Raw genomic sequence first — 25,404 nt, 5'->3', positions numbered from 1 at the left:
AATCCAACCCCTATTCGTTAAATGTATCTGGAAGGTCGTTTTCAATCAGAACTACCGTTTTCTCTTTTGTGATTTCGTTCATTTTCATGATCGCTTCATCCAGATTACGTGCAATATACGTTTGTTCTTCTGGGTATTGTTCTTCTTTCAACCCGTCTTGCAACGGAATCGTTTGTTTCTTACCGACCAGGATCACGTAATCACACACTTTTGCTGCATGCTGACCGAGTTTCTTGTTCAAGTTATACTCTTCTGGACCAAGCTCGATCATTCCTGGTGTAATCAACACTTTATATCCATCCATCTGACCCAATACATCGAGCGCCATTTTCGAGCCGACTGGGTTCGAGTTGAAGGCATCATCAATGATCGTAATATTGGATGAGTGCTTCTTGATCTCCATTCGGTGTGGCACCGGTGCAATTTTTTTCGATGCAACTTCAATCTTCTTCGCTGGTACACCAAGCTCGGATGCAGCAGCGACTGCGGATAGGATATTATAGACGTTATGCTGACCAAGCAGCTTCGTTTGGATATTGATGGTCGTGCCGTCCTTTTTCACCACAGTGAAGGACGTTCCTTTGGAAGTAAACGTGATGTTTTCTGCTCGATAATCTAAATCATCAGCATGAATCCCATAATAGACGACACGGGCATTGCTTTTCGGTGCCCTCCACATGGAATTCTCGTCATCCTTATTTAAAAATGCGATTCCATCATCAGGCAGGCTATCGACAAGCTCGAACTTCGTCTTCTTGATTGTATCAAGGGATCCGAAAGTTTCTAAGTGCTGTTCACCGATTGCTGTGATGATTCCGTATTTTTGTTGAGCAATGTCACAAACATCCTTGATATCATACTCCTGTTTCGCTCCCATTTCCGCAATGAAATATTTATGGAAAGGTCTGAGCATCGTACGGATTGTGATGGTGACACCCATCGGCGTATTGTAGCTTTCCGGTGTCATCAATACGTTGGAATGCGATGAAAGAATCGTATTCAGGATATGCTTTACACTCGTTTTTCCATAGCTTCCTGTGATACCGATTACTTCAAGATCTTTAGATTGCTTGATGATACGCTTTGCATCGTTTGCATACCCCTGGGCTATACTTTTTTCAATCGGTAAGTTGATCGTATTACCCGCCATCACGACGTAATAGCTCAGGATGTTCAAGACTACATACGTAAGCAATAATGGTACCAAAGCCGCTTGGTTAACCAATTCGAAATAGAAGCTGAGTCCCGCCACTACAACGACTAATATGCCGACAGTTGCCATCAAACGCTTGACTCGCGCTGTCACGACAAGCTTCTTCTTTTCTTTTCCAGTCTCTCTTACTAAATATAGAATCAAATAAAGGCCGATAAATAAGAGGATCGCTACATTATCTAGAAAATCGACAAATGCAATCAGAACCGTCAACAACGGAATGAAGTCACGCTTCCGGAACACTTTCTTCCGGTTTTCTTTAATCCATTTCTGGAATCGCTCATTACGATATCCATTTTGCTGCAGCATATGGATTGCCTTGCGGAGTCTGGACCATGTATAAAGGCCCCAGAAGACAACCCCGAATAAAAACAAGAAACTAAGCATCTTTCCACTCCTTATCCTTTTCAAGGTAGTTATCGATAATTACAAGAAATTCGTTTAGTTTTTCCAAGTATGAATAGTGTCCTACACCTTTAAGGACGACCAAACCGGCATCAGGAATCGCCTTCTCCATGATCTTCGCATCTTCAACCGGGGTAGCAGTATCGTTTTCTCCCCAGACTAAGAGCGTCGGTGCCTTGATTTCAGGCATGAACCGCTGCAGGTCTTCATTAACGACTTTTACCATCGTCTGCTGCATGACGCCTGATGCATTTTTATAATCAGCTGATCCCAGTTTCCCCTTCACCTTAGTCAAGATTTCATCTTTATAGTTTCGAAGAACTGGCAGGTTCAGAAGATTTTTGAAGAACTTATACGTATAGACTTTGTAATAATAGCTGAATTTACGCTTCGGCTTTACACCGGCACTATCTACTAAAATGATTTTATGGACTTTATTGTGCGCAGCATAACGAATGGACACTCTTCCACCAAAAGAATGTCCAACAAGAATTGGATCTTCTATGTTCAAATCGTTTATGAATTGTGTAAGCATGTCGGTGTATGCTTCTACATCCCATGCCTCTGGCGGCTCCTGACTCTCCCCAAAACCGGGAAAATCAATGGAATAAACTTTGAAATTCTTTTCTAAAAAATTATGGACAGGCTCAAAACTCTTCAGGCTCGTTCCCCAACCATGCAGTAAAAGGATGTTCCGCCCTTCACCTGACACACGGTAATTGACACTTACGCCCCCAATATCTATTTTCATTGATGAAAACGCTCCTTATAACTAATTTATATATCAATTAATTTTATTTACGTCATCTTATTTATATTATCACACCTTGTGCTTTCGATGACATTCCAATCAGCGATTTTTCGCCTGATCACAATATATTACAATATCCTAAAAGGTGGGAATCAAAACCAAAATTCTTGTAATCTGTTTTAAATTGCTCTTTTAGTAAAGGCTGATGTTTTTCATAATTCCATGTAATGGTGTGGAAATATACTCGCTTTCCGCGTTACTGACCTCTATATCAAATTATAAGTGTTCAAAGCAACAAACTATTAGAAAACAGCCTTTTAAAAAACAATCCCAATTCATTCTATACTGTTCGATACGGGAGTTTCATTTAGGTATGTTTCACCTTAAGTGAAGGTAATGGAAACATTTTATAAGGGTTTGATATAATAAAGGGGATCTGAATGAAGGAGTGATTTTCAATGAGTAAAAGCAATGCCTGGAAAAAGCGCAGGAAGATGGAGCGCGAAGGCAGACGGAATCCAGAATGGAACCGCAGCGATTTTGCATTGATGGACTTGAGAAGCCGTAAGACGAAAACGAAAAAAGAAAAACTGAATCAGCAGAAGCATAAAGGCCGATTATCTGACCGGAACTACGATCATGATAACGGCCTTTTTGTATATCTAAGGGTTGTGCGAAGTTCACTTCCTTTCCGCGAGCACAAGAAAAGTGGAAGCGACCCGTTTAGTCACACAGGTCACTGGAGGCCTAACGAGGAGGCTCGAACCAAGCGAAGACTTGGTTCTGCGTGGGCTAACTCATAAGGATGTCAATCAATGTGTTGCCGCCGCAGGAAGTTTGAAGTGATCCAAGTGAATGGTCGCTGAGCTAGACAGGATTATCGTACCGTCCCGATTGAAGAAAGCAACGAAAACTCATCTCACTGTACATAACCCTCCTTTAATGTGCTGGTTGAACGTTCAACCGTGCTCATTTTCCTTCACGTTTGAATTTCAAAATAACGTTTAGCGTTATGGTAGGAAATATCCATTACATAGCTTCCTAGCAACTCTTTATCATCAGGAATCCAACCTTTATGCATCCACTCGCCAAGCATATTGCAAAGTATCCTTCTGAAATATTCATGCCTGGAGAATGAGAGGAAAGAACGAGAATCTGTCAGCATTCCTATGAAATGCTTGAGTAAACCTACATTTGATAAGATTTGCATTTGTTCTTCTATACCATGTATATGGTCATTAAACCACCACGCCGGACCAAATTGAATTTTTCCAGGGATACTACCATCCTGAAAATTCCCCGCCATCGTGGCTAAGATGTAATTATCCTTCGGATTCAAACAATATAAAATTGTCTTTGGAAGAGCTCGATTCACTTCAAGACTATCTAAGAACTTTGAGAGAGGTTCTGCTAACAATTGATCGTTCATTGAATCAAATCCACTGTCTCTACCTAACAAATCGAACATCTTTGAATTATTATTGCGAAGTGGTCCTAGATGTAACTGCATCGCCCAATTTTTTTTATGATAAAGAGTACCTAGATAATAGAGGGTTTCAGTTTTAAACTGTCGTATTTCCTTCTCTGTAAGGAATTGTCTGTTCAGCCGTTTCTTAAAGATCAGTTCTAATTCCTTATCAGACGCACGCTCATAATACATCAGGTTGATCCCATGATCAGAGGCTTTACAGCCATGTTCGTGAAAGTGATCAACGCGATCTGATAAGGCACTTAGAAATGTTGAGTAATCTTCTATTTCTTTTCCAACTGTCGCACCTAGTTTAGTCAACCATGTAATGAATCCTTCAGTATCGACATTCAATGCTTGATCAGGTCGGAAAGTAGGGGCGACCTTTACAGCGAAGTCCTCATTTTGCAAATCGCTATGATGTGAAAGATCATCTGTAGGGTCATCTGTAGTCGCGACATACTCCACCTTACTTTGCAATAATAGATTCCTTACTGACATGTTTTCATTCTGAAGCATCTCATTCGCTTTATTCCAAACAGATTCAGCATTATCCTCATTTAACAACTCATCAATTTGAAAATATCGGAGCAATTCCATGTGTGTCCAAGTGTAGAGTGGGTTGCCGATTGAATTTTGAACCGTTTTCACCCATGCCATGTATTTCTCTTTCACAGTAGAATTTCCCATGATGAATCTCTCATCAACACCATCAGCCCTTAACAACCGCCACTTATAATGGTCATCCGCTAACCATATCTCTGTTAGGTTATTAAACGACTTATTCTGATTGATTTCTTCTATTGGGAGGTGGTTATGATAATCAATAATCGGCAAGTTTTTGGCATAGTTGTGATAAAGTTCCACAGCATAATCGTTTGTTAAAAGGAAATCCTCTGATATAAATGTCTTCATTCTATATTCGCTCTCCCTTCTATTAAAGATGAACCCGATATTCGTTGGGTTGCGGAACTTCTGACTTATTAATCAGAATCTTTCTTTGTTCTGTCTTAGGAAAATATAGAGTGATAGATGAATAAGGAGGTTTGTATTCACCTTCAATATGAACTTCTATATCGATCACCTTCTCAGTGGTTTTCATTTTTACAATTAACCAAGAAGAAACACCATCACGATAGTCCATACTGTAGCCATCATCTTCATACAATTTCTTCTTAACACTTACACTTTTCATTTGAGGAAATACTAGTAGCCCTCGTTCAGTATCCTGCTTATTTTCAACAGTAATTTCTCCATCTCGAATAGGTAATACTGCCCCAGATTGGGCAAACATCGGGATCGTTTCTAAAGAGGCATCAACTATAATTTCCTGTCCTCCTTCGTACCAATCTCCACTGTTTATGTCATACCATCCGTCTTCGTTTAATGGAAGATATACTTTTCGGTTTGTTATGCCTTTGTCCATAACATTAGCTATCAATAAGTCTTCGCCTACCATAAATTCATCATTTTCTCCAAAAGTCTTTGAATCATCTTCAAAATGATAAAAGGTAGGTACCAGGATAGGCTGATAGTTTTGATGTGCTAGGTATGTGAGGTGATAAAGATAAGGAATCCATTTTACACGCTCTTTCATCAGTCCTCGGATAATGTCCATATATTCCGGATACATCCAGGGTACATTAACGGTTTGATCATCATTCCAAGAATGGATTGTGAACCGCGGATGAAAAATACCGTTTTGTAACCATCGAATGAACAACTCCGGTTCTGGTGCATTCCCGGCAAAACCACCCACATCATGACCAAAATTATAAATACCTGATAAACTAAGGCTAAGACCCATTTTTAAGTTGTATCGGATTGTTTTCCACTCAGTAAAGTTATCTCCCGACCAAGTTTGTACATATCGATGCATTCCTGGTACACCTGACCTTGATATCAAGTAAGGTCGAATTGACGGATTGAATTCTTTTTGGGCTTCAAATGAAGCTTTCACCATTAGTAAGGTAAGTATGGGTTTTACATACGAAACTGGGATCTTTTTTCCGAAACCATAAACCCACGCGCCTTCATCCCAAATTTCATATTCATTATTATCGTTCCACGTTGAATCAATCCCATAGGATAAAAGCATTTCCTTGATATTGTCCTTCCACCAACGGATGGTGCCTTCTTGAGTAAAGTCGAGATAAGATCCTAATGCATCCCAAAACTGAGATATCTCAGGGTCATTACCTTTATTCCTTTTTACGAAATAACCTTTCCGCTTCAATTCTTCGTATTGAGGATGATCTTCAAGTAAACAAGGTTTAATATTTGCGCAGACCTGAATGGAATGTTCATGAAAATAATCATTCATCTGATTAGGATCAGGAATTTTCGATTTATTCCAATTGAAAACATACCGTTTATCACCGATTGAAGTGTAACCTGAGGAAAGTTGAAATGAATCACATGGAATGTCGTGATGCTTGCAGTCATCCACAAACCGCTTCAGTTGCTCCTGCGCATCAGGTGCATCTGTATATGTCATAGTAGAACCTGAATAACCCAAGCTCCATTTTGGCGGCATAATCATTCTACCGGTAAGCCAGGTATATCGCTCTACAGCATTCTTGATTGTAGGCCCAAGGATGAAATAATAATCAAGGTCACCCTTTTTCGCCTGATAGTACCGATAAAGCCCATGGTAATTATCAAGCTCTGCACCCATATCAAACACACTATCTGAGTAGTTATCATATAGAATCGCATAAGAATTCGAATGAGATAGATTGTGGACAAGATAAAAAGGTATATTCTTGTATAATGGATCTGTTGATTCAGCATCATACCCCATTGCATCAATCGTCCTCATTTGATAGCGCTTTTTACTGCGATTCATCAGACCTCCTTTTTCACCAAGTCCGAAATAGAGATCGTTTGTACTTCTCTCCATATAGTGAACGACTTCACTTCCTAAGTTGTTGTTAAAATTATAGCTTTGAGTCTTACGATCGCCAGCGATTCTCACCCAATTATCTTTATTTTTGGAATACCATTGTATTGTAAAACCTGTCAGAGTGATGACAGCTTTAAGTTTACTTGTTGATATGGATATTTCATCTTCTTGTTCCTCTACTTCATAAGGAGGTAGCGTAAACATACTCTTATCAAACCGGTCTCTACCTTCATAAGGTATGTCCTCTTGACCTGGGGCAACAATCCATGTTCGATCAAGAGTGACCTCCTTATCAAAAGGCTGGTAAACTCTAAATATCTCTTCTTCTAACACATAAATATCGATACGCTCTTCACCTGATTGGAAAGTAAGTTTATTATGTTGATTTTTAGTTAAAGAGAAGCGTATTGGCTTAATCATACTGTGAATCACCCCTATTTCATAAGTCCAAATAATTCTGGAAGGAATAAACTGAACCACGGAATATACGTAATCAATAACAATGCGATAAACAATGCTACGAACATTTTCGATAATGGTTTGAGTACAGATTCTATTGATACATTTGCTACACTACATCCAACGAATAAACAACTGCCTACTGGTGGAGTCATTATACCGATACACAAGTTAAAAACTAAAACGATACCGAAATGGACAGGATCCATTCCTAACTGTGTAGCAATCGGTAAGAAGATTGGCGTGAATATCAAAACAGCTGGTGTCAGATCCATAAATGTTCCAATGATCAACAAGATGACATTCATCAGCAGGAGGATAATGATCGGATTTTCTGAAATAGATATCAACAGCTCGCTTATCGCCACTGGAATACCTGTGAATGCCATCACCCATGACATGATGGAAGAAGCACCCACTAGTAATAGGACTATCCCAGTCATTACTATTGTTTCAGTTAAGATAATCGGGATATGTTTCATCTTAATTTGTTTATAAAAGGCTGATAGGATAATAGAATAGAGAACAGCTACTGCAGCTCCCTCAGTTGCAGTGAAAATACCTGCAACAATTCCTCCAATAACAATGACAATAAGCATTAAACTTGGAATTGCATCAAGAACTATCTTAGTTCCTTCTGAGAATGACGATCGTTCAGCAACTGGATAGTTTTCCTTTTTTGCGATGAAATACGCTACCGCCATAATTGACAAGCCCATTAAAATTCCTGGTAAATAACCAGCAAGAAAGAGGGCAGAAATCGATGTACCTCCACTCACTAAAGAATATAGGATCAGTACACTACTCGGAGGGATCAATAGCCCCGTAGGAGAAGAGGCAATATTAACAGCTGCGGAATAAGATCGATCATATCCTTCTTTGGTTTGTAAGGGTGTCATTACCTTACCAATTGCCGCAGCTGCAGCTACTGCTGAGCCAGAAATCGAACCGAATAACATATTGCCGACTACGTTCGTATGAGCAAGAGAACCGGGCAACCTGCCACCAATTAATTTTGCTAGATTGATAAGTCGTATCGCTATCCCACCATTATTCATAATGCTCCCTGATAAAATAAAGAAAATTACAGCTAGTAGTGCAAAGCTATTAATCCCTTGTACCATCTTCTGAGCGGCAGAAAAAACAGCAACATCAAGGGGAACAACCGTTAGAGCCGTAATAAATGATGAAACACCGATACCTACAGAAATGGGTACACCGATTGCTAATAAAACAAAAAATACACCAAAAAGAATCAATGCAGCCTGTAAAGATGGATCCATAAGTCATCCCCCCTCTCTTCTGATCACTTGTTTATATTCAGACAACAGCAGCAACTTATATATAACGATGACTACGCCGCTAATAGGTAGAACCGCATATACATACCCCATTGGGAGATTTAATATTGGAGTAGTCTGTAACATCGTGACCTCGACTACTTCTAGCCCGCCTTTGATCATGATTAAAATAGCGAAGATCAAAATAAAAAGGTCATTTATGATTCTTATCAATAAGCGATTGACACCTTTAAACTTATTTTTCAAAAATGTAATGGCCAAGTGTTGATTCGAACCAAAAGCATAGCTAGCACCCAAAATAGCTGTCCAAATTAGTAGAAAACGGAGAAGTTCTCCCGTAAACGTACTCGGCATATTTAGCAAGTAACGGCTAAAAACCTGCCAAATTGCACCGAGAAATAAAATGATTGTAAATAGGAAAGTGATAGAAAGAATTACGCGATCGAGTGTTACTTTCACTTTATTAACTATCATGCTTACAATCCTCCCTATGGCTGCTCAAAAAGAGTATTAAGTGTAATGGCCGGCATCAATTCAGTGTTCTCCGACCCGCATTTCCTGGTCAGATTGTTTTTTATTATTTCAATTTCTTTATATCTTCAATGATTTTTGCTAAGTCCTTATCTTCTTTAAATTCTTCGTGCATTGGCTGAACAGCTTTAATAAATGGTTCTTTATCAACTTCATAGAATTCAACACCCATATCTTTTGCTTCTGACTTAGCATCTTCAATAGATTGAGCCCAAAGTTTAGTATGATACTTAGTTGCTTCTTCTCCGGCTTCTTTCATTGCGTCTTTTTGTGAGTCAGAGAGATTATTCCAAGTATTCGTGCTGATGACTACGATATCAGGAATTGTTGTATGTTCGTTTTCAGAAAAAACTTTAGAGACTTCACCATGTTTACCAGTTGTGAGTGCCGTTGGATTACTTTCTGCCCCATCTACAACACCTTGTTGCAAGGCAGTGTAAATTTCGTTATAAGGCATTGGTGTAGGTGTTCCTCCGAGTAATTTAACCATTTTAATTGCTGATGGACTATCCATTACTCGAATCTTCTTACCTTTAAGATCTTCTGGAGATTTGATTGGGGTATTTTTTGTATAAAAGCTTCTGGCTCCTGAGTCCAAATAAGTCAATCCCATTAATCCTTTTTCAGAAGTTGACTTGTATATTTCTTTGGCTACATCAGACTCCATTACATCACGATAGTGGGAGTCACTCTCAAAAATGTAGGGCAATGAAAATACGGAATATTCTTTAGAAAAGCTTTCCATTGCTCCTGCACTTACTTTCGTCATGTCAATAGCACCACTTTGGATTTGCTCCAAAACTTCCTTCTCGCTGCCTAAGACTCCATTAGCATAAATTTTTACTTTGACCTCACCATTGGTCTTCTTTTCTACACTATCTGAAAACTGTTCCAAGGCTTTATGGACTGGGTGGTCTTCTCCTAGGTTATGAGCCATCTTTAATTCCTGGGACTCGCCCCCGCCTTCTCCATTTCCACAACCAGCTACAGAAAATATGACAAGACAGAGCAACATTATCCATACACTAACCCTTTTCATGTGAACAATCTCCTTTCATATTTGTAATGTTTACGCTTACAAAAAACTTTGTTTGTTTACCCAACGAACTATTAGTATTATAATAGATGTAACCGCTATTAATTTCAAGTGTTTTTTGAAAGGAAGATTGTGATGACTACAGGGGATGCTACATATATAAAGGCTTTAAACCGAAGGATCCTAATCGAGAAAATTTTTGAGCATGGCTCTATCTCAAGGAGCGAACTAGCACGATTAACTGGTTTGAATAAATCGACTGTTTCTGCCCAAATCAGTGATATGATGACTGAAAACCTTGTTATAGAACGTCCCTCAGAGATCTCAAGTGGAGGTCGAAAGCCAATATTATTACAAATGAATGGGGAAGCAGGTTATTCAATTGGAGTAGATTTAGATGAACACCTTATACAAATCCAAGTGACGAATCTACTCGGGAAGCCATTATTTTCACACGATATAGAGACCACTCAAAAAGATGCCACTACAGCTCTTAGAAATATAGTTGAAGCTTTGAGTGAAATTATTGGTAAATGTGAAGGTCAATATAAACCTGTGGGACTCGTCGGAATCGGAGTGGGAGTACACGGAATTGTAGCCAATGAACACAAAGTGATTTTCACTCCTAAACTTCGATGGATCGATGTAAACATTAAGAAAGAACTGGAAGATCTGTTCAACGTTCCTGTTTATGTAAACAATAACGCTAACTTATGTGCATATGCTGAGCAGGTTTACAACTACTCGATAACAGATTTGTTTTGTTTAACAATGTATTCGGGTATTGGGCTTGGAATCCTCAAAGATAATGAAATATATAGGGGTTACCAGGGGTTTGCTGGAGAAATAGGTCACATGATCATTGAAGGAAACGGACTACAATGTCCATGTGGAAATCAAGGATGTTGGGAACAGTATGCCTCTGAAAAAGCCTTAAAGCAACAGCTCATTGATGAAGGACTTTTAATTAGTGAATTCGATGAATTAGATATTGATGTTTTGTTTAAGAATCATCAATATTTGATAGAGAAATTCTTCGATGATGTTGCCATTGGACTTAATAATATTATTAATATTTTCAATCCAGGTACAATCATCATCAATAGTCAACTTCTTAATCTGAATCCAGAGCTGATCAATCAGTTAGAAGATCGTTTAATCTCCCGTATGAACAACTATCATGAAATTGTATCATCTACATTAGGTAAAAGAGCTTGCTCCCTTGGTGCTTCGATGATTGCACTTAAAAATTACTTCAGTATTCATACATTGAATTTAAGAAAGTATAATTACTTTGAAGTTCAGCGGTAATTCCAAGATATAATAATGACACAAATATCCGACACCTTCTAACAGTGTCGGATATTTAAGTGGTGCTACTTATTCGATAAGTATGGATGACTTTCAGTATTTCCAGTCTGCCTAGCTTCCCAATTTTCGCCTTTCCTCGTCTATTCTTTCTACATCTATTCGTTGAAACAGCGGTTCAATCCTTTTTAGGCGGAGCGATTGGAGTTCGACATATTCCCAGGATGATGCTTCAAGAGCTAATAATTCTTGAATCTTACCAGATGAAAAAGGCAGAAACGGCGATAAGAGATTGGATAGATTCACGATGATCTGCGTGCACGTGTTCAGCGTTACGGCACACCCTGAAGGATCCTCGCTCACCTGTTTCCAGGGCTGCTTTTCATCGAAATACTTGTTGCTGGATCGAATGAGTTCGAATATCGTTTCAAGCCCTCGTTTGAATTCTCCTTTTTCAATATGAATTCCGACTGCTTCGTAGGTCCGTTTCACTTTTTCAAGGATTGCTGATTCCGGAAATGCCTCAGGTACGATTCCCTCATATGATTTTTCAATGAATTTCAGTGTCCTGTTGACGAAGTTCCCATATGCACCGAGTAGTTCACTATTATGGCTGTAGATGAATTCACGCCATGAAAAATCAGCATCTCTTTGCTCGGGACCATTGATCGTAAGAAAATAACGAATCGAGTCAGGATGATAATCTTTCAAAAGGTCAGGCACCCATACCGCCCAGTTACGGCTTGTCGACAGCTTCTTCTTTTCGATCGTCAGGTATTCACTTGAGATGATATGGTCTGGCAGTTTCAATCCCCCGAGCCCTGACAGAATTGCTGGCCAAATGATCGAATGGAACGGAATATTATCCTTTCCATGTACATAATAGGCCTTTGTTGGTGCTTCATCCCAAAATGTTTTCCAGTCTTTCCCCTGAAGTTCGGCCCACTTTTTGCTCGCCGTCAAATATCCACTTACAGCCTCAATCCATACATAAATCTTTTTACCTTTAAAACCTTCAAGCGGAACATCCACACCAAGCTCAATATCCCTTGTAGCCGCACGATCGATCAGACCTTCAGACAAATAGCGTTTCGTAAGCTGACTGGCATTCGTTCGCCATCCTTCTTCTCTTTCAGCCTTTTGTACAAGCTTGTCTAGCTCTTGTTGGAATTTTTTCAATGCGAAATAGAAATGCTCCGTTTCTTTTACAATCGGTTTGTTGCCACATAATTTACACCACGGCTCCACCAAATCTGCTGGATCCAAGATCGTCGAGCAATGATCACACTGATCACCTCTCGCAGCTTCTCCGCAAACCGGACAGAAACCTTCTACATAACGGTCAGGTAAAAACTGGCGGTCTGTTTCACAATAGCTCTGCTCCACATTCTTTTTATAGAGGTATCCATTTTCCAGTAATGACTTGAAAATATGGTGAACCTCCTGATGGTGAAATGGGTCATCAGTGCGGTTGTATAGATCATATGAAAACCCGAGCTCACGGAATGACTTTTCGAATTCCTTATGGTAGCGGTCTGTGATTTCTTTTGGTGAAACCCCTTCCTGTCTGGCACGGATGGCTATCGGTGTACCATTGCAATCGCTCCCTGAAACATAAAGCACTTTCTCCCCTTTCAACCTGTAATAACGGGCTAGTATATCCCCCGGCAGCAGACTCGCAATGTGACCGAGATGCAGTGATCCATTCGCATATGGCCAAGCTCCACCAATAAAAATGTTCATGCTCATTTCCTCCTTTTTGTTAAATCTCACTGTACAAAGCAGTTTGGAATTTCGCAGAAATCAACTATAAAAACGAACAGAGCTTAAAATAAAAAATCCCCGCCCGAAGACAATTGTCTAAGGACGAGGATTGATTCTCGTGGTACCACCTTGTTTTACTGAACGTTCACACGACCAGCCTCATGAAGTACGGAGTGATCGACTACACACTCTTATACTCTGACATTTTTAACGGATGCCAACTCCCGTCACACCTTACTAGTGCACTACGCACGTTCAAAGTGAAGTTCAAAGGCCATTTTCAATTCGTCGTTTAACGCTTCTTTTCAGCATACCGAAGCTCTCTATGGAAAAACGGGCGAATCTACTTTCCTCATCAAAACCTGTAATCCTATCGTTTTCGTTATTATTACAGAATATGGAACAGTTGTAAAGTACGTTCTCGGTTATTGCTGAATGCATCAAATTCAGAAACAAAAAGCCCCCGGTCTGGAGGCTTGATTATTCAAGCATGCATTTTCGACATGGCGTCTCTTTGAAAGTCGGTTCTTGAGCATTCCAATATTGGACCCAGTAGTAGCTGCCATTAGCTTCGTTGTTCGTGATGACCTTCTGAACGAAGCTCTCTTCTTTGATCCAGTTGCATTGGACCGAGTGTACTTTGGTTGATGCCGTATCCAATACAATAAAATACCCCGTGCCTTGCCGTTTGATGTGTTGGAAATCATTTAAGTGTTTGACAAGCCTCATCTCGCCACCACCCAACAATAGAATTACAAACTAATGGTACTATTCCCTAGTGATGTCGAAAATCCTTTATTTTATAGGAAAAATGATGATTTCTTTTTTATCAATACATTTTACGATAGATTTTGTCCTGATAAGAGTGGAAAGCTGATGACTGGCTCATCTTGCGTTTTTCCATCAAGTTGTTGAAACGAATGATTTTTTCATTCAATCGTTCGGTCAAATCCGACCTTTCCTTGTCGTCACAGCAAACGGCGATCAATTCTTCGAGCGTGACCATTTCCTTTTTCAATTGGACTTCAGGAGGAACAAATCCACCGTTTTTCAAAATTTTATAGCTGAGACGGAGTTCATCCGATACGCAAGCAAGATCATCTTTCGGGAGAGGCTTCCCCTTTCCAGGCAAGTTCTCGAATTCACCTTTTTGCAAAGCTGCTTTGATCTTTTCTTCCGCAATGCCAGCTGAAAAATCCATATCATCACCTCATAGAAATTATACCATTAATACATGAGAAGCAAGGAATTCGAGGAAGTGAAGTTTCGAGGAAACGGAGTTTAGTTATGCTAAATGAGTACCACAGAAACGAAACTGACAATGAAATCCACCGCTAATCATGGATTAATGAAAATGAAAAGATGCTGAACGTTGTCAGCATCTTTTTCCTCTAAACTTCAAGTACCTGGGGGGACTTCTCATCTGTATTCATCAAACGGAATAAGATCGGTTTTATTTCAAGAACGACATAATCCGGATCATCCGGACCCTCAAAATACTGGTCCATATGTTTCGTCCAGAGCTTTTCTTTTAAATCCACATCTTTCTTAATGGTCGCCGTTCCTTCAACTTCGACATATACATCACCAAGTCCGTCCCCATTGTATCCGAGGAGAATATGGACATTCGGATTCTCATCGATTTCTTCAGCCTTATGAGTATCCTTGTCAGTTGGTGTATACATCGTTAAACCATCATGGTGAAAAGTCATATAACGTGAGTGCGGTTTGTTCTTCTTAACCGTGGCAAGCGTCCCGAATTTGCTATGGTCAAGTACATTCAGCACTTTCTCTTTAAGATCTTTCTCGTCCAAAGTATCCCACTCCTTTATATCCATCTTGTACTAATATTCCATTTTCAGATCGATATTAAACAAGCGCTCGAAGGGTTTTAACCATTTGGAAAGGATTTTTGAATCCATCCGATTGATTGGTTGTTTTGGACGAGTTATTAATCCTAGAAAAAATAAGATAATTCCAGAAAAACGACGCGTAATCTTAGAAATTGGTAAAAAAGTCACGGGCCAGCTACAAATAAAAACCCAGCAGAATTATCCTGCTGAGTGTTAGTGCGTCAACTTGTAGATTTCCTTTAAAACGGGCATTTCTTCTTTCTCCTCTTCGGTCACTTTATCCCAGAGGATGCCTGTCGGCTTTTCGTAATCGTTTTTCGTCTTGATGAATTGTTCTTCGGTGGCGATGTAATCAACTGTCAGATCATACGCATCCCTCGGCAGATTATCATCCACAAGCTGGGTTTGGTGGATCGTCGTAACGACAGGAACAGCAGGGTTTCCAAGTTCGCGGATGATTGCATATTCTCTGTCAGCGTATCCCTCCCCTTTTCCAAGTCTACGCCCGTCCTTATGTATCGCCACAGACCCGACGACAATCAAGTCGATCGTTGGCATCTCTTTCAGAGGGATGACCTTTCCGTATGTATGGATATGGCTCAAGCTGGCAGCCTTTTTCTCTTCCCCATCCGGCACCCACTCCGGTTTTACCATGATGAATCCATCCTTTAAGCGAGGCGTCGGAACAAGCAACGTCTTTCCGTCTATCAAAATCTGCTTTCGAATCGGGAGCTGGGGTGAATCTGGGTTGACTTTGATCACCTTCGCTTTCTTATAATCATCCATCTCGGTAACAAATGCTGCTGCTTTTTCAGCACCCTTGAAGTTTGGAATCCGTCCTTTCAACGGAAAAGGGAATCGTCCTACTTTTTCTTCTGTCATGGTCTCCCAAACACGTTCACGAATTTCATCCTTTGATTTCATTGGTTTTCCCTCCTTATTCTAACTTCATAAAATGCGTCGAATTCGGATATCTCGATGCTTTTTCAAAACCAATTGCTCTATAAAATACATCTGCTTCACTGGTGTCGGTATGTAACACAAGCTCTGTAAAATGCAGTGTTGCATGTTCGATGATTTCATTGACGAGCAGCTTTCCTAGCCCCATGCGACGATACGATTTGGATACATAGAACCGTCGTAATCGTCCTACCTTCGGATTATTGGCAAAAGGATCGATGTTCAACCCACCGATGGCGATCAATTCATTTTCCATCGTAAAAACACCGAACAAAGCCTCCCCAAGCATTCGGAATGTATTTTGTCCATTTTGGTAATCGTTTACCAACCTGCGGAGAAAGTTAAATCCTTCCTCCAGGCTTTCATTTACCACGTCAGCAACGTCATTGAACCGTAAAGGTTCTAATAGTTTGATTGAAATCATTCGCATCACCGCTCAAAATATTAGTTTACATCGATTTTAATCTATGGAAATATTATAGCAAACACATTCCAGGTTTATAGAGGTGAGGTGATGGTCATGTTCGCTCCTGATAAGTTGCAAGACTTCCAACTGTTTTCCACTGCACATCTTGTCTTCATCGGTGTGATGATTTTTACAATTCTACTTATCTTTATGTTCCGGAAAGAGCTTCGTGGGAACAAGTCTACGAAACAGGCAATTCGGTGGGGATTTCTAGGGATATTGATTCTTTCAGAGGGCAGTTATCAATTCTGGAGTCTGGCACACGGTATCTGGGATCCAAGGTGGCATCTCCCGCTTCAGCTATGTTCAATCAGTTCATTCGCCATCATCTACCTCTTGTTGAAACCGAGTGAAGCACGCTTTCAGATTGTTTACTTCATCGCCTTGATTCCGCCCTTTTTGGCGGTTTTGACACCAGATTTACTCTATGGACATCCGCATTACCGGTTCTTCCAGTTTTTCATTCACCACATAACGCTGCTCGCTGCTGTTTTCTTTTACCTGATCGTCGAGAAATACCGACCAAAGCTCTTCTCAATTATAAAAGCGGCGCTGTTCATCAATTTGCTTGCACTGCCAATATCTTATCTGAACAAAAAAATCGGAGCGAATTACATGTTCCTCGAAGGTCCACCGGTAACGAGCACACCGCTCAGTTGGTTTGGGGGAGGTCTCTGGTACATCGTCAACCTTGAAATCGTGATGATCGTCGCCTTTACGTTGACCTATCTTCCGTTTGTGTTAACAAAAAAGGCAGTGCATTTAAGGTGAAGTTTTTATTTGTGTTTCGGTCGAATTTCGCCGAATATTGTGCGTAAAAAAATATCTTTTTCAAGACTTTCCGATTGTCTTTCTCTCGAAATGATACTAAACTGTTCTTACTAAAAGTAATTACCATCTTGAATCGAGGTCCTGCATATGAACGAAAATCAAAAGAAAGAGCAAGTTGCCGGCGTTTCTGCCGGTGCCGGAGCGTATATATTATGGGGGTTTTTGCCGCTGTATTGGAAGCTCATCAACCATGTCCCGTCAGAAGAGATTTTAGCTCATCGGATGATCTGGTCATTCGTCTTCATGCTGATCGTCCTGGGCATTTTAAGAAGGTTGAAAAAGTTCACGCATGAATTGAAGGAACTCTTCGCAAATCGAAAAAAGTTATTAGGATTGATCTTCGCGGCTGTCTTCATCACGCTCAACTGGTACACATATATTTGGGCAGTGAACAACAATCATGTCGTGGAAGCGAGTCTCGGCTATTACATCAACCCACTCGTAAGCGTACTATTGGGCGTGCTTGTTTTAAAAGAACGGCTTTCCTTCTGGCAGATCATTTCGTTCATTTTAGCAGCAGTCGGTGTACTGATCCTTACGATTCATTTTGGGAGCGTTCCATGGGTTGCGATTTCGCTCGCTTTAAGTTTCGGGTTGTATGGATTGTTGAAAAAGCTGATCGCTCTCGGTGCTTTGACTGGGCTGACAATCGAAACGCTGTTCATCACTCCAGTCGCTCTACTGTATGTAAGTATGCTGGAGGCCAATGGAACAAGTGCTTTTCAATTCGCTGACCTAACAACGACACTTCTCTTGATCGGAGCCGGGGTTGCCACAGCTGTTCCGTTGCTGCTTTTCGCAATGGGCGCAAATCGGATTTCGTTATCTATGATCGGTTTTCTGCAGTATATCGCACCAACGATCATGCTGTTTTTAGGTATTTTCCTATACAATGAGGTATTCTCTCAAGTCCATCTGATTGCTTTCGTATTCATTTGGATTGCACTCAGCATTTTCACCCTCTCGAACACGAGACTGCTAGCCCGGTTCGAGCCACGACTGACAAAAGCAAAATCATATCACGGTTAAAGATATAGGCCGGTCTCCATTATTTTGGCGGTCGGCTTTTTAGTTGCTCTCTACTTCGTCTGGCTGTCATAGTATAGAAAGATATTCACGTTTTCGTTCTCGTCCACTGTTGCCAATAGTATATCGCTCAATTTTATGTTTTTATATGTAATAGAAAGTTTGTTCATAAGCCATCCTTCATCTTTTCCGAGTTGATTCAATTCTTTGTATTCGATCTGCCTCTCTCTTATGATCGTTTTAGGCATTTGAAATGGTTTGATCGGTGTTCCAAAAGACGAAGTTGTAATAGGTTGATTTTCAGTCTTTAAAAAAATCGAAACATCTCCACCCGGTTCCCACAACGCAAGAGCAACTTTCTGTATATCTTCCGTCTTTTCTTTTCTTAATTGCGATAGAAGATCATCAATCGATATCCTGGCTTTATTCATATTTTTATAAAGGATTTCCCCATTTTCGATAAGAGGTATTGGAGCTGGTGTGAATAATCTTCTTATTTTAATTGAACGTAAACTTAATAAAATTCCCGTTACGTATAGCACTACTATGACGCCCATCGTAATCATCGATCCCTTTAACCCTAATCCTTCATCTGATAATGGATGGGCAATAATATTCCCAATCACCAAAACAATGACAAAATCGAGAAGGCCGACTTGTGAGATGGATCGTTGTCCCATTATTTTAGCTAAAACAATAAAAAATACGAACCCAACAACCGCTCTATACATCCATTGAACAGCTGTAAGAGATTCTTGAGAGCTGAAGAAATCCATGAATACACCACCTCGACAGAAAATTACTTGTCTAGTTTTCTCCATTCTCTCTGTTGTTATTAAAATTGGTTTCAGCATCCCCTGTTTACAAATGGATTTGCATTTTGAGATCAAAGGTAGAGGGCAACCTGTCGTTATTCTTCAACCTTTCAAGGGGCATGCTTATGATCATATGATAAAAGCCGGTCTCCTTTTTAGGCGGCCGGCTCCATTTTATTTATTGGTATTTTTCAGGGACTTTATCTAAAAGCTTGATTGTAAAAACATAGACATGTTCAAAGTCTGCGATTTTTTCCAAGAATTCTTCTTCGTTATCTTCCAAAAGTGATCCTGGAACTGAAAAATCAGAATGAGTATGCTTGAAGAGTGCAGCTAATTTTACAGGCTGATCAAACTCCAGATGTATCATCCCGCCCCTTCCCATACCGGCTAAAACGTTTGCTTCTTCATCCTCAATCAATCGACTTGTTGAAGATGAGCCACCGCCATTCAAATGAGTGAGCACAAACCGCTGATGGGTATCCTGCTGCTCTGCTTCTCCATTCTTTTCAACCCCAGCACCAAAGCTGGCCGCTGTAAAAACGAGTCGATTTGTTTTGGAATCAATATCTTCTCCTGTTGGGAGATACGAACCGAATCCAGCTGTATCTTCCACTTTCTTTCCTTTTTCATAATGTTCAACTGTCAACTCAATCATTTCGGCATCTGCATCGTTCATTTCAAGATTATACACATAAGAATAATCAGAGCCCCCTGCTTGGATCAGTTGTTGTTCGCTTTCACTTAGTTCTGCTGGTTTCAGTGTAGGTGCTTTTTCTTGTTGAACCGAACAAGCTGTTAACAAAAGGATACAACCAATTAAAATAAAACCTCTCATCCATCTCATCTTAATCCCTCGCCCTAATGAAAAATCAAACCACTACTATTTTAGCATTTTTTTCCTAATCGATACCGAAAAAGGATTTTCAATTAGAAAAAACTCAACAATAGGTTGAGTTTTCATCATAATCAGCTATATAAGCTAATGAATCAGCACTCTCTGTCTCTAGTTCACGGGCGAGGCTCGATTATCTACAAAAATGCAGGGGAAATGCAAAAAATATAAAATTATCTACAAAAATCCGATTTTATCTACAAAACCATTCCGATGAAATCTCTGGCAGCGCGCTTTGGATCCTCCGCCTGGCTGATCGCCGAAATGACAGATACACCATCCGCACCAGCTGCCGTTACTTCACTTGCATTCGACGCTTGAATGCCCCCAATTCCGACAATCGGCAGTGTAATTCCAGCTTCCCGTATCCTTTCGATCATTTCAGGTCCTCGAACTTCACGGGCATCTGCTTTCGTTTTAGTCGCAAACATTGGCCCTACCCCGATATAGTCTGCCCCTTTTTCCACTGCTTCCCTCGCTTCCTCCACGTCATGCGCGGAAACACCGAGAATTTTCGAGTCGATTTTTTCACGGACAACCTCGATCGATTCATCCTCTTGTCCGACATGCACGCCGTCCGCCCCTAGTTCGAGCGCTAACGCAACATCATCATTAACGATGAACGGGATACCTTCTTCCCTGCAGATTTCGTGCAATTCCATGGCGAATTCACGTTTCGCGTCACCTATCAAGGCGCCATCCCCTTTTTCACGGAACTGGAAAAGGGTAACGCCTCCCCCGATCGCTCCACGTAACACATCGCGCGGATCTTGATCGCAATTCGGACTTCCCATTATAAAATAAAGCTTCAGCAACTCTCTCAAATTCATTTCACTTCAACTCCAAGTTGCTTGTAAGCCCAATGATTCGTAGGACCTTTACCAGAACCGATTTTTAGCTCATTATAGATGGCAGCGGTAATGAACTGCTTTGCCGTTTGGATGGCATCTTTGACGGAATGCCCTTTTGCTAGCTCTGCTGTAATCGCTGCGGCAAATGTACATCCTGTTCCGTGCGTGTGGTCTGTATTGATCCGCGGACTCTTGAACTCATGGAATTCCTGACCATCGAATAAAAGATCGACCGCATAGCTTTCATCCTCTGAATGGCCACCTTTGATGACGACATTCATCGCGCCCATCTTATACAGTTCTTTTGCAGCAGCTTTCCGGTCTTCTTCAGAGCGAATGTCCTGCCCAGTCAAAACCTCCGCCTCTGGGATATTTGGCGTCATCACATATGCACGCGAAATCAAATGTTCCTTCATCGCTTCTACAGCCTCTTCCTGCAAAAGCCGTGAGCCTCCTTTGGCCACCATGACCGGATCAACAACAAGGTGAATCCAGGAATTGGCCTCCACCAACTCGCCCACTTTTTTTATGATCTCCGCACTAAAAAGCATCCCTGTTTTCAAAGCATGAGGTGAAAGGTCTGCCGCTATCGAATTGATTTGTTCTTCGACGGATTCAACTGGCATCGGGTAAACTCCCTGGACACCTAATGTGTTTTGCGCGGTAACAGCAGTAATGACGGACATTCCATAAACACCAAGCTCCTGGAATGTCTTCAAATCCGCCTGGATCCCAGCCCCGCCGCCACTGTCAGAGCCGGCAATCGTTAATGTTTTATAAACCATTTTTATTCATCCCCATCTATCCTAAATATCTATGGTAAAGTGTCTTTGCTTCTGCAATGTCCTTCGTCCCATGGATCAACGCCCGGCCATCCTTGAATAAAACCATTCTGCGACCATCCACAATAAATGAAAGGAGGTACGGATTCTCCTCAACCGTCCCACCTTTGTTCTGCAGCAGTTCTTTCATCGTTGTAAGGTCACGTTTTTGACGATTCGGTGGTCTTATCTGTACAGAATCCCTGCCGCACAGCACTGCTGTCTTCGTCTGATTCTCAAAAGCAAGGTGTGGATAGGTCGGCTCATCGCCACAGGAGAGGCATCCTTCTTTTTTTGCTTTTAACACGTTTATTGCCGTATGATGGTTTGTCCAAACATCAAACGATACGAGTTTACGTCGTACGGATGACCAGTCTTCCACTAAAATCTTCAACGCTTCTGCTGTTTGATATGCAACGACCATCTGGACGGCTGGACTGATGATGCCCGCTGTGTCACATGTCAAACCTCCGATCGGCACTGATTCCAACAGGCAATTCAAGCAAGGCGTCTCCCCAGGAAGAATCGTAAAGCTGATTCCATAGCTCCCGACGCATGCCCCGTAAATCCACGGCACGCGGTATTTTTGCGAAATATCGTTGATCATCAGCCGTGCGTCAAAATTGTCTGTCGCATCCAAAATGAGGTCCACACCCGTAATGAGTACTTCTAATTCCTGAGGGGTCGCGTCTAAAATATGAGCCTCGATCTCAACGTCGGAATTGATCATTTCAAGGTGAGATTTGGCGGCGATCGCTTTCGGCAACCGTTCTGCGGCATCCTTTTCTCCATAAAGCTGCTGGCGCTGTAGATTGCTCCATTCGACATAATCGCGGTCAACGATCGTCAGTTTGCCGATGCCCGCACGGACTAGGGCTTCAGCATTACCAGTCCCGAGTGCCCCTGCACCGATGATCAACACATGTTTCTGGCGGATTCTCTGCTGCCCTGCCTCTCCGATCGGCGCGAACAATGTTTGCCTTGAGTAACGGTCACTCAACCGATGCTTACTCCTTCCGCAGGACTGCTCGCTTTCGCATACCGCTTTTTCGGGATTCGACCAGCTTCAAACCCAAGACGTCCAGCCTCAATCGCAAGCTTCATCGCTTCCGCCATTTTCACGGGATTCTCTGCCGCAGAAACCGCCGTGTTCAAAAGCACACCATCTGCTCCAAGTTCCATCGCATACGCCGCATCAGCTGGGGAACCGATTCCAGCGTCTACGATCACAGGAACGTTCGATTGCTCGATGATGAAGCTCAAGTTCAACGGATTGATGATTCCCTGACCTGATCCGATCGGAGAGGCACCCGGCATGATTGCATGCGCACCAAGCTCTTCAAGTTTTCTCGCCAGAACGACATCATCTGATGTGTAAGGCAGCACCGTAAAACCTTCCTTCAGCAACTCTTCTGTCGCCTTCAACGTCTCTACTGGATCGGGGAGCAACGTCTTATCACAGCCGATTACTTCGACCTTGACCATGTCACAAAGCCCTGATGCTTTTGCAAGCTTCGCATGGCGCACTGCCTCTTCAGCCGTTTTCGCACCAGCTGTGTTCGGAAGCAATGTATACTTTTCCAGATCGAGTTTTTCTAAAAAATTGGGCTGGCTCGGCTCGAAGATGTTCATCCGGCGCACCGTGAACGTCAGGATTTCTGCCTCAGACACTTCCACCGCTTGTTTTTGCACATCAAAGTTCGGGTATTTTCCCGTCCCCAGCAACAGCCTTGATTGGAATGAATAGTTCCCGATTTTCAACATATCAACCGCCTCCTACGAATTGTACAATCTCGATTTTGTCTCCATCCTTCAGTTCGGTTTGCGGATGGTGGTCTTTCTCAAGGATCGACTCGTTGTGTTCGATCATCAACACGCGTTTTTCCAACTTGAAATGTTCAACGAGATCCGAAATGTGCTGAACACTGTCCGGTACCGTGACCATCTCACCATTGATCTTTAATTGCATCTATCTCAACTCCCCTTACGCCTTAAGGACTGACCGGTTCACGTGAAAAGCTGAACGCCAGGATGGCTCAATTTCTTTTCCGTCAATTAAATCTGCCATAAGTGTTCCTGTGATTGGCGCCAATAAAATGCCATTTCGATAGTGGCCAGTAGCCATAAATAAATGTTTAAACTCCGGATGGACCCCCAGGTAAGGTAACGCATCCTTCGTTTGCGGACGTATCCCGGCCCAGGCTGTTTCCCATACAGCGTCTCGCAATGCAGGAAGGGTTCGGGTTGCAGCTTCCATCAATCGAGCTATCCCTTCCACTGTCACCGTTTCTTCGAAGGAACCTGGTCTCTCGGTCGCACCAATGATCAAGCGTCCGCCGGCTTTCGGTACGATGTAGCAATCATCTGAAAATACAGTCCCTGTGATCAGACGATTACAAGTTTTAACTGAAAAGCATTCCCCTTTGACGGGAAAGGTTTCAAGCTCCACACCCATCTCCTTCAACAGCTGCTCGCTCCAGGCCCCGCCTGCTACAACTACATCATCTGCACTGAAAAGTCCTGCACTCGTCTCGACACCTTTGAGTTCGCCATCCTCTTTTACAAATCGATGCACCTCGGTATATTCCTTGATGGTAGCGCCAAGTGTGACCGCAGCTTGCGCAAGTGCCTTCGTCATTTCCGGAGCCGAAACTTGCCCGTCGTTCGGGATGAACATCGCGCCGTATACTTCTTTTATCAAAGCGGGTTCTCTCGTTTGCAGCTCGTCAGCTGAAATCCAATGCGATTCTTCTCCTAACAGCTGCTGTGCTTGGACAAGCGACTTGAATCGTTCCGCTTGCGCCTCAGTCCTGGCAACCTTGTAGATTCCGTTTTGCTCATATCCGATATCGATGCCTGTGAGGTTTTTTAGGTCGGCAGCGAGCTCTGGGAACATCGCTCGGCTTCCTTTCGCGAGCTGGAATAATGGACTGTCCTCTTCAAGCTCCGTCTGGGCACCGAGCATGCCAGCTGCAGCCTTCGATGCTTTCCCTGCAATCGATCCCTTCTCCAAAACGAGCACCGATTTCCCGCCTTTCGCAAGATGGTACGCGATCGAGCAACCGATGACACCAGCTCCCACGACAATCACATCATAATGAGGTTGCATTTTCCTCCTCCTTTACACGCATTTTTTCCCTGTACATTTTTACAGCTCCAAGCGGATCTTCTGCTTTAAAAACACCTGACATGACAGCGATGCCGGCAGCACCAGTTTCAAGCACTTCAGCCATGTTCCCAGGCTTGATCCCGCCGATCGCTATGACGGGCAGGTTCACTTCCTTTTTCAGTACCTCTAACTGTTTCAATCCCCTTGGCTCGAGACCAGGCTTTGAGTCTGTTTCAAAGATATGCCCGTAGATGACGTAATCCGCCCCAGCTTCCTGAGCTTTGACCGCTTCCTTGCCGGAATGGACTGAACATCCGATTTTCAATAGTGGGAACGACTCTCTTACTCTTTCAACTTCTAAACTATGTTGCGCCAGCTGGACACCTCCTGCTTTCATCACCACCGCGACATCAACCCGATCATTCACGATGATCTTTTCCAGCGGAACGCCGTTTTGGATCATCTGCTCGATTGCTTTTACATACTCCTTTGCTGTCCATGATTTCTCACGGATATGGATGAAATCGATATGAGCATGGATGGTACCCGCAATCTCTGAAATGGTCCCGATTGGTTGACTGCCGGTTGATAGGACGTGCAACTCTTTTTTCAAGAGCCTCCCCACCTTTCTTTAAA

General features: G+C 42.0%; 26 protein-coding genes and 1 other annotated feature. Of the genes, 4 read left to right on the top strand and 22 right to left on the bottom strand.

All coding sequences use genetic code 11. The features are described 5' to 3' along the window. Nucleotides 1-10 precede the first annotated feature (10 nt). Nucleotides 11-1,600, bottom strand: a complete 1,590-nt coding sequence (locus tag KOL94_RS20425; protein WP_221568513.1) for a UDP-N-acetylmuramoyl-tripeptide--D-alanyl-D-alanine ligase — start codon at nucleotides 1,598-1,600, stop codon at nucleotides 11-13. After that, nucleotides 1,593-2,369, bottom strand: coding sequence for an alpha/beta fold hydrolase (locus KOL94_RS20420; RefSeq protein ID WP_221568512.1), 777 nt, complete (start codon nucleotides 2,367-2,369; stop codon nucleotides 1,593-1,595). The genes KOL94_RS20425 and KOL94_RS20420 overlap by 8 nt, the downstream gene beginning before the upstream one ends. 458 nt (nucleotides 2,370-2,827) lie before the next feature. Here KOL94_RS20420 and KOL94_RS20415 point away from each other — a divergent pair, with 458 nt between their 5' ends. Continuing rightward, on the top strand, nucleotides 2,828-3,172 hold the full coding sequence (locus KOL94_RS20415; protein ID WP_221568622.1) for a hypothetical protein: 345 nt from the start codon (nucleotides 2,828-2,830) through the stop codon (nucleotides 3,170-3,172). 176 nt (nucleotides 3,173-3,348) lie between these two features. On the opposite strand, the gene uxaC is transcribed toward KOL94_RS20415, so the two are convergent. From uxaC to KOL94_RS20390, 5 genes are all read right to left on the bottom strand, one after another. Then, nucleotides 3,349-4,752, bottom strand: a complete 1,404-nt coding sequence (gene uxaC / locus KOL94_RS20410; protein ID WP_221568511.1) for a glucuronate isomerase — start codon at nucleotides 4,750-4,752, stop codon at nucleotides 3,349-3,351. Nucleotides 4,753-4,774: 22 nt separating this feature from the next. Then, the gene (locus tag KOL94_RS20405) at nucleotides 4,775-7,162 is read right to left on the bottom strand and encodes a glycoside hydrolase family 31 protein (protein ID WP_221568510.1); all 2,388 of its coding nucleotides are present in this window, start codon (nucleotides 7,160-7,162) and stop codon (nucleotides 4,775-4,777) included. 14 nt (nucleotides 7,163-7,176) lie between these two features. Then, complete coding sequence (locus KOL94_RS20400; RefSeq protein WP_221568509.1) at nucleotides 7,177-8,484, bottom strand: TRAP transporter large permease; 1,308 nt, start codon at nucleotides 8,482-8,484, stop codon at nucleotides 7,177-7,179. Between the two features lie 3 nt (nucleotides 8,485-8,487). Further along, complete coding sequence (locus KOL94_RS20395; protein WP_221568508.1) at nucleotides 8,488-8,976, bottom strand: TRAP transporter small permease; 489 nt, start codon at nucleotides 8,974-8,976, stop codon at nucleotides 8,488-8,490. A gap of 103 nt (nucleotides 8,977-9,079) precedes the next feature. Beyond that, nucleotides 9,080-10,072, bottom strand: coding sequence for a TRAP transporter substrate-binding protein (locus KOL94_RS20390; protein WP_221568507.1), 993 nt, complete (start codon nucleotides 10,070-10,072; stop codon nucleotides 9,080-9,082). A 132-nt stretch (nucleotides 10,073-10,204) separates the two neighbouring features. Between KOL94_RS20390 and KOL94_RS20385 the strand changes: the two genes are divergently transcribed. Further along, nucleotides 10,205-11,380, top strand: a complete 1,176-nt coding sequence (locus KOL94_RS20385) for an ROK family transcriptional regulator (RefSeq protein ID WP_221568506.1) — start codon at nucleotides 10,205-10,207, stop codon at nucleotides 11,378-11,380. A 111-nt stretch (nucleotides 11,381-11,491) separates the two neighbouring features. Here KOL94_RS20385 and metG read toward each other — a convergent pair whose 3' ends face one another. The 6 genes from metG to KOL94_RS20355 form a co-directional block, all read right to left on the bottom strand. Then, nucleotides 11,492-13,126, bottom strand: a complete 1,635-nt coding sequence (metG, locus tag KOL94_RS20380; RefSeq protein WP_221568505.1) for a methionine--tRNA ligase — start codon at nucleotides 13,124-13,126, stop codon at nucleotides 11,492-11,494. A gap of 110 nt (nucleotides 13,127-13,236) precedes the next feature. After that, nucleotides 13,237-13,509 (bottom strand) — a binding site (T-box leader). Nucleotides 13,510-13,621: 112 nt separating this feature from the next. Further along, nucleotides 13,622-13,870 carry a hypothetical protein gene (locus KOL94_RS20375; protein ID WP_221568504.1) on the bottom strand — a complete coding sequence of 83 codons (249 nt, stop codon included), beginning with the start codon at nucleotides 13,868-13,870 and terminating at the stop codon, nucleotides 13,622-13,624. Between the two features lie 100 nt (nucleotides 13,871-13,970). Further along, a complete protein-coding gene (locus KOL94_RS20370; RefSeq protein ID WP_221568503.1) occupies nucleotides 13,971-14,342 on the bottom strand; it encodes a DnaJ family domain-containing protein in 372 nt (123 codons plus the stop codon). Between the two features lie 190 nt (nucleotides 14,343-14,532). Next, nucleotides 14,533-14,955 carry a pyridoxamine 5'-phosphate oxidase family protein gene (locus tag KOL94_RS20365; RefSeq protein ID WP_221568502.1) on the bottom strand — a complete coding sequence of 141 codons (423 nt, stop codon included), beginning with the start codon at nucleotides 14,953-14,955 and terminating at the stop codon, nucleotides 14,533-14,535. Between the two features lie 252 nt (nucleotides 14,956-15,207). After that, nucleotides 15,208-15,918 (bottom strand): 5-formyltetrahydrofolate cyclo-ligase, encoded by a 711-nt coding sequence (locus KOL94_RS20360; RefSeq protein ID WP_221568501.1) that lies wholly within the window; start codon nucleotides 15,916-15,918, stop codon nucleotides 15,208-15,210. 13 nt (nucleotides 15,919-15,931) lie between these two features. After that, nucleotides 15,932-16,384 carry a GNAT family N-acetyltransferase gene (locus KOL94_RS20355; protein WP_221568608.1) on the bottom strand — a complete coding sequence of 151 codons (453 nt, stop codon included), beginning with the start codon at nucleotides 16,382-16,384 and terminating at the stop codon, nucleotides 15,932-15,934. 84 nt (nucleotides 16,385-16,468) lie between these two features. Between KOL94_RS20355 and KOL94_RS20350 the strand changes: the two genes are divergently transcribed. Together KOL94_RS20350 and rarD are read left to right on the top strand one after the other, a co-directional pair. Next, nucleotides 16,469-17,191 (top strand): YwaF family protein, encoded by a 723-nt coding sequence (locus tag KOL94_RS20350; RefSeq protein WP_221568500.1) that lies wholly within the window; start codon nucleotides 16,469-16,471, stop codon nucleotides 17,189-17,191. Between the two features lie 147 nt (nucleotides 17,192-17,338). After that, nucleotides 17,339-18,280 carry an EamA family transporter RarD gene (gene rarD, locus KOL94_RS20345; protein ID WP_221568499.1) on the top strand — a complete coding sequence of 314 codons (942 nt, stop codon included), beginning with the start codon at nucleotides 17,339-17,341 and terminating at the stop codon, nucleotides 18,278-18,280. 50 nt (nucleotides 18,281-18,330) lie between these two features. Here rarD and KOL94_RS20340 read toward each other — a convergent pair whose 3' ends face one another. From KOL94_RS20340 to tenI, 9 genes are all read right to left on the bottom strand, one after another. Then, nucleotides 18,331-19,053, bottom strand: a complete 723-nt coding sequence (locus tag KOL94_RS20340; protein ID WP_221568498.1) for a DUF421 domain-containing protein — start codon at nucleotides 19,051-19,053, stop codon at nucleotides 18,331-18,333. A gap of 217 nt (nucleotides 19,054-19,270) precedes the next feature. After that, on the bottom strand, nucleotides 19,271-19,939 hold the full coding sequence (locus tag KOL94_RS20335; RefSeq protein ID WP_221568497.1) for a hypothetical protein: 669 nt from the start codon (nucleotides 19,937-19,939) through the stop codon (nucleotides 19,271-19,273). 245 nt (nucleotides 19,940-20,184) lie between these two features. Beyond that, nucleotides 20,185-20,817 (bottom strand): thiamine phosphate synthase, encoded by a 633-nt coding sequence (gene thiE, locus KOL94_RS20330; protein ID WP_221568496.1) that lies wholly within the window; start codon nucleotides 20,815-20,817, stop codon nucleotides 20,185-20,187. Beyond that, the gene (gene thiD / locus KOL94_RS20325) at nucleotides 20,814-21,623 is read right to left on the bottom strand and encodes a bifunctional hydroxymethylpyrimidine kinase/phosphomethylpyrimidine kinase (protein WP_221568495.1); all 810 of its coding nucleotides are present in this window, start codon (nucleotides 21,621-21,623) and stop codon (nucleotides 20,814-20,816) included. Before thiD ends, thiE begins: the two co-directional genes overlap by 4 nt. Before the next feature lie 16 nt (nucleotides 21,624-21,639). Then, nucleotides 21,640-22,659, bottom strand: coding sequence for a thiazole biosynthesis adenylyltransferase ThiF (locus KOL94_RS20320; protein WP_221568494.1), 1,020 nt, complete (start codon nucleotides 22,657-22,659; stop codon nucleotides 21,640-21,642). Next, nucleotides 22,656-23,423, bottom strand: coding sequence for a thiazole synthase (locus tag KOL94_RS20315; protein ID WP_221568493.1), 768 nt, complete (start codon nucleotides 23,421-23,423; stop codon nucleotides 22,656-22,658). Before KOL94_RS20315 ends, KOL94_RS20320 begins: the two co-directional genes overlap by 4 nt. Nucleotide 23,424: 1 nt before the next feature. Continuing rightward, nucleotides 23,425-23,628, bottom strand: coding sequence for a sulfur carrier protein ThiS (gene thiS, locus KOL94_RS20310; RefSeq protein WP_221568492.1), 204 nt, complete (start codon nucleotides 23,626-23,628; stop codon nucleotides 23,425-23,427). 15 nt (nucleotides 23,629-23,643) lie between these two features. Continuing rightward, a complete protein-coding gene (thiO, locus tag KOL94_RS20305; RefSeq protein ID WP_221568491.1) occupies nucleotides 23,644-24,768 on the bottom strand; it encodes a glycine oxidase ThiO in 1,125 nt (374 codons plus the stop codon). Continuing rightward, the gene (gene tenI / locus KOL94_RS20300; protein ID WP_221568490.1) at nucleotides 24,752-25,381 is read right to left on the bottom strand and encodes a thiazole tautomerase TenI; all 630 of its coding nucleotides are present in this window, start codon (nucleotides 25,379-25,381) and stop codon (nucleotides 24,752-24,754) included. The genes thiO and tenI overlap by 17 nt, the downstream gene beginning before the upstream one ends. Nucleotides 25,382-25,404: the final 23 nt, after the last annotated feature.

The sequence above is a fragment of the Alkalihalobacillus sp. TS-13 genome, assembly GCF_019720915.1.
Classification (GTDB): domain Bacteria; phylum Bacillota; class Bacilli; order Bacillales; family Fictibacillaceae; genus Pseudalkalibacillus.
The sequence above is the reverse complement of the archived record's forward strand: the minus strand, read 5'-3'. Positions and strand labels throughout refer to the sequence as shown.

Bases quoted from the DNA above. Each gene is read 5' to 3' on its own strand.
- KOL94_RS20425 (WP_221568513.1), bottom strand. From the start codon at position 1,600: ATGCTTAGTTTCTTGTTTTTATTCGGGGTTGTCTTCTGGGGCCTTTAT.
- KOL94_RS20420 (WP_221568512.1), bottom strand. From the start codon at position 2,369: ATGAAAATAGATATTGGGGGCGTAAGTGTCAATTACCGTGTGTCAGGT.
- KOL94_RS20415 (WP_221568622.1), top strand. From the start codon at position 2,828: ATGAGTAAAAGCAATGCCTGGAAAAAGCGCAGGAAGATGGAGCGCGAA.
- uxaC (WP_221568511.1), bottom strand. From the start codon at position 4,752: ATGAAGACATTTATATCAGAGGATTTCCTTTTAACAAACGATTATGCT.
- KOL94_RS20405 (WP_221568510.1), bottom strand. From the start codon at position 7,162: ATGATTAAGCCAATACGCTTCTCTTTAACTAAAAATCAACATAATAAA.
- KOL94_RS20400 (WP_221568509.1), bottom strand. From the start codon at position 8,484: ATGGATCCATCTTTACAGGCTGCATTGATTCTTTTTGGTGTATTTTTT.
- KOL94_RS20395 (WP_221568508.1), bottom strand. From the start codon at position 8,976: ATGATAGTTAATAAAGTGAAAGTAACACTCGATCGCGTAATTCTTTCT.
- KOL94_RS20390 (WP_221568507.1), bottom strand. From the start codon at position 10,072: ATGAAAAGGGTTAGTGTATGGATAATGTTGCTCTGTCTTGTCATATTT.
- KOL94_RS20385 (WP_221568506.1), top strand. From the start codon at position 10,205: ATGACTACAGGGGATGCTACATATATAAAGGCTTTAAACCGAAGGATC.
- metG (WP_221568505.1), bottom strand. From the start codon at position 13,126: ATGAGCATGAACATTTTTATTGGTGGAGCTTGGCCATATGCGAATGGA.
- KOL94_RS20375 (WP_221568504.1), bottom strand. From the start codon at position 13,870: ATGAGGCTTGTCAAACACTTAAATGATTTCCAACACATCAAACGGCAA.
- KOL94_RS20370 (WP_221568503.1), bottom strand. From the start codon at position 14,342: ATGGATTTTTCAGCTGGCATTGCGGAAGAAAAGATCAAAGCAGCTTTG.
- KOL94_RS20360 (WP_221568501.1), bottom strand. From the start codon at position 15,918: ATGAAATCAAAGGATGAAATTCGTGAACGTGTTTGGGAGACCATGACA.
- KOL94_RS20355 (WP_221568608.1), bottom strand. From the start codon at position 16,384: ATGCGAATGATTTCAATCAAACTATTAGAACCTTTACGGTTCAATGAC.
- KOL94_RS20350 (WP_221568500.1), top strand. From the start codon at position 16,469: ATGGTCATGTTCGCTCCTGATAAGTTGCAAGACTTCCAACTGTTTTCC.
- rarD (WP_221568499.1), top strand. From the start codon at position 17,339: ATGAACGAAAATCAAAAGAAAGAGCAAGTTGCCGGCGTTTCTGCCGGT.
- KOL94_RS20340 (WP_221568498.1), bottom strand. From the start codon at position 19,053: ATGGATTTCTTCAGCTCTCAAGAATCTCTTACAGCTGTTCAATGGATG.
- KOL94_RS20335 (WP_221568497.1), bottom strand. From the start codon at position 19,939: ATGAGATGGATGAGAGGTTTTATTTTAATTGGTTGTATCCTTTTGTTA.
- thiE (WP_221568496.1), bottom strand. From the start codon at position 20,817: ATGAATTTGAGAGAGTTGCTGAAGCTTTATTTTATAATGGGAAGTCCG.
- thiD (WP_221568495.1), bottom strand. From the start codon at position 21,623: ATGGTTTATAAAACATTAACGATTGCCGGCTCTGACAGTGGCGGCGGG.
- KOL94_RS20315 (WP_221568493.1), bottom strand. From the start codon at position 23,423: ATGTTGAAAATCGGGAACTATTCATTCCAATCAAGGCTGTTGCTGGGG.
- thiS (WP_221568492.1), bottom strand. From the start codon at position 23,628: ATGCAATTAAAGATCAATGGTGAGATGGTCACGGTACCGGACAGTGTT.
- thiO (WP_221568491.1), bottom strand. From the start codon at position 24,768: ATGCAACCTCATTATGATGTGATTGTCGTGGGAGCTGGTGTCATCGGT.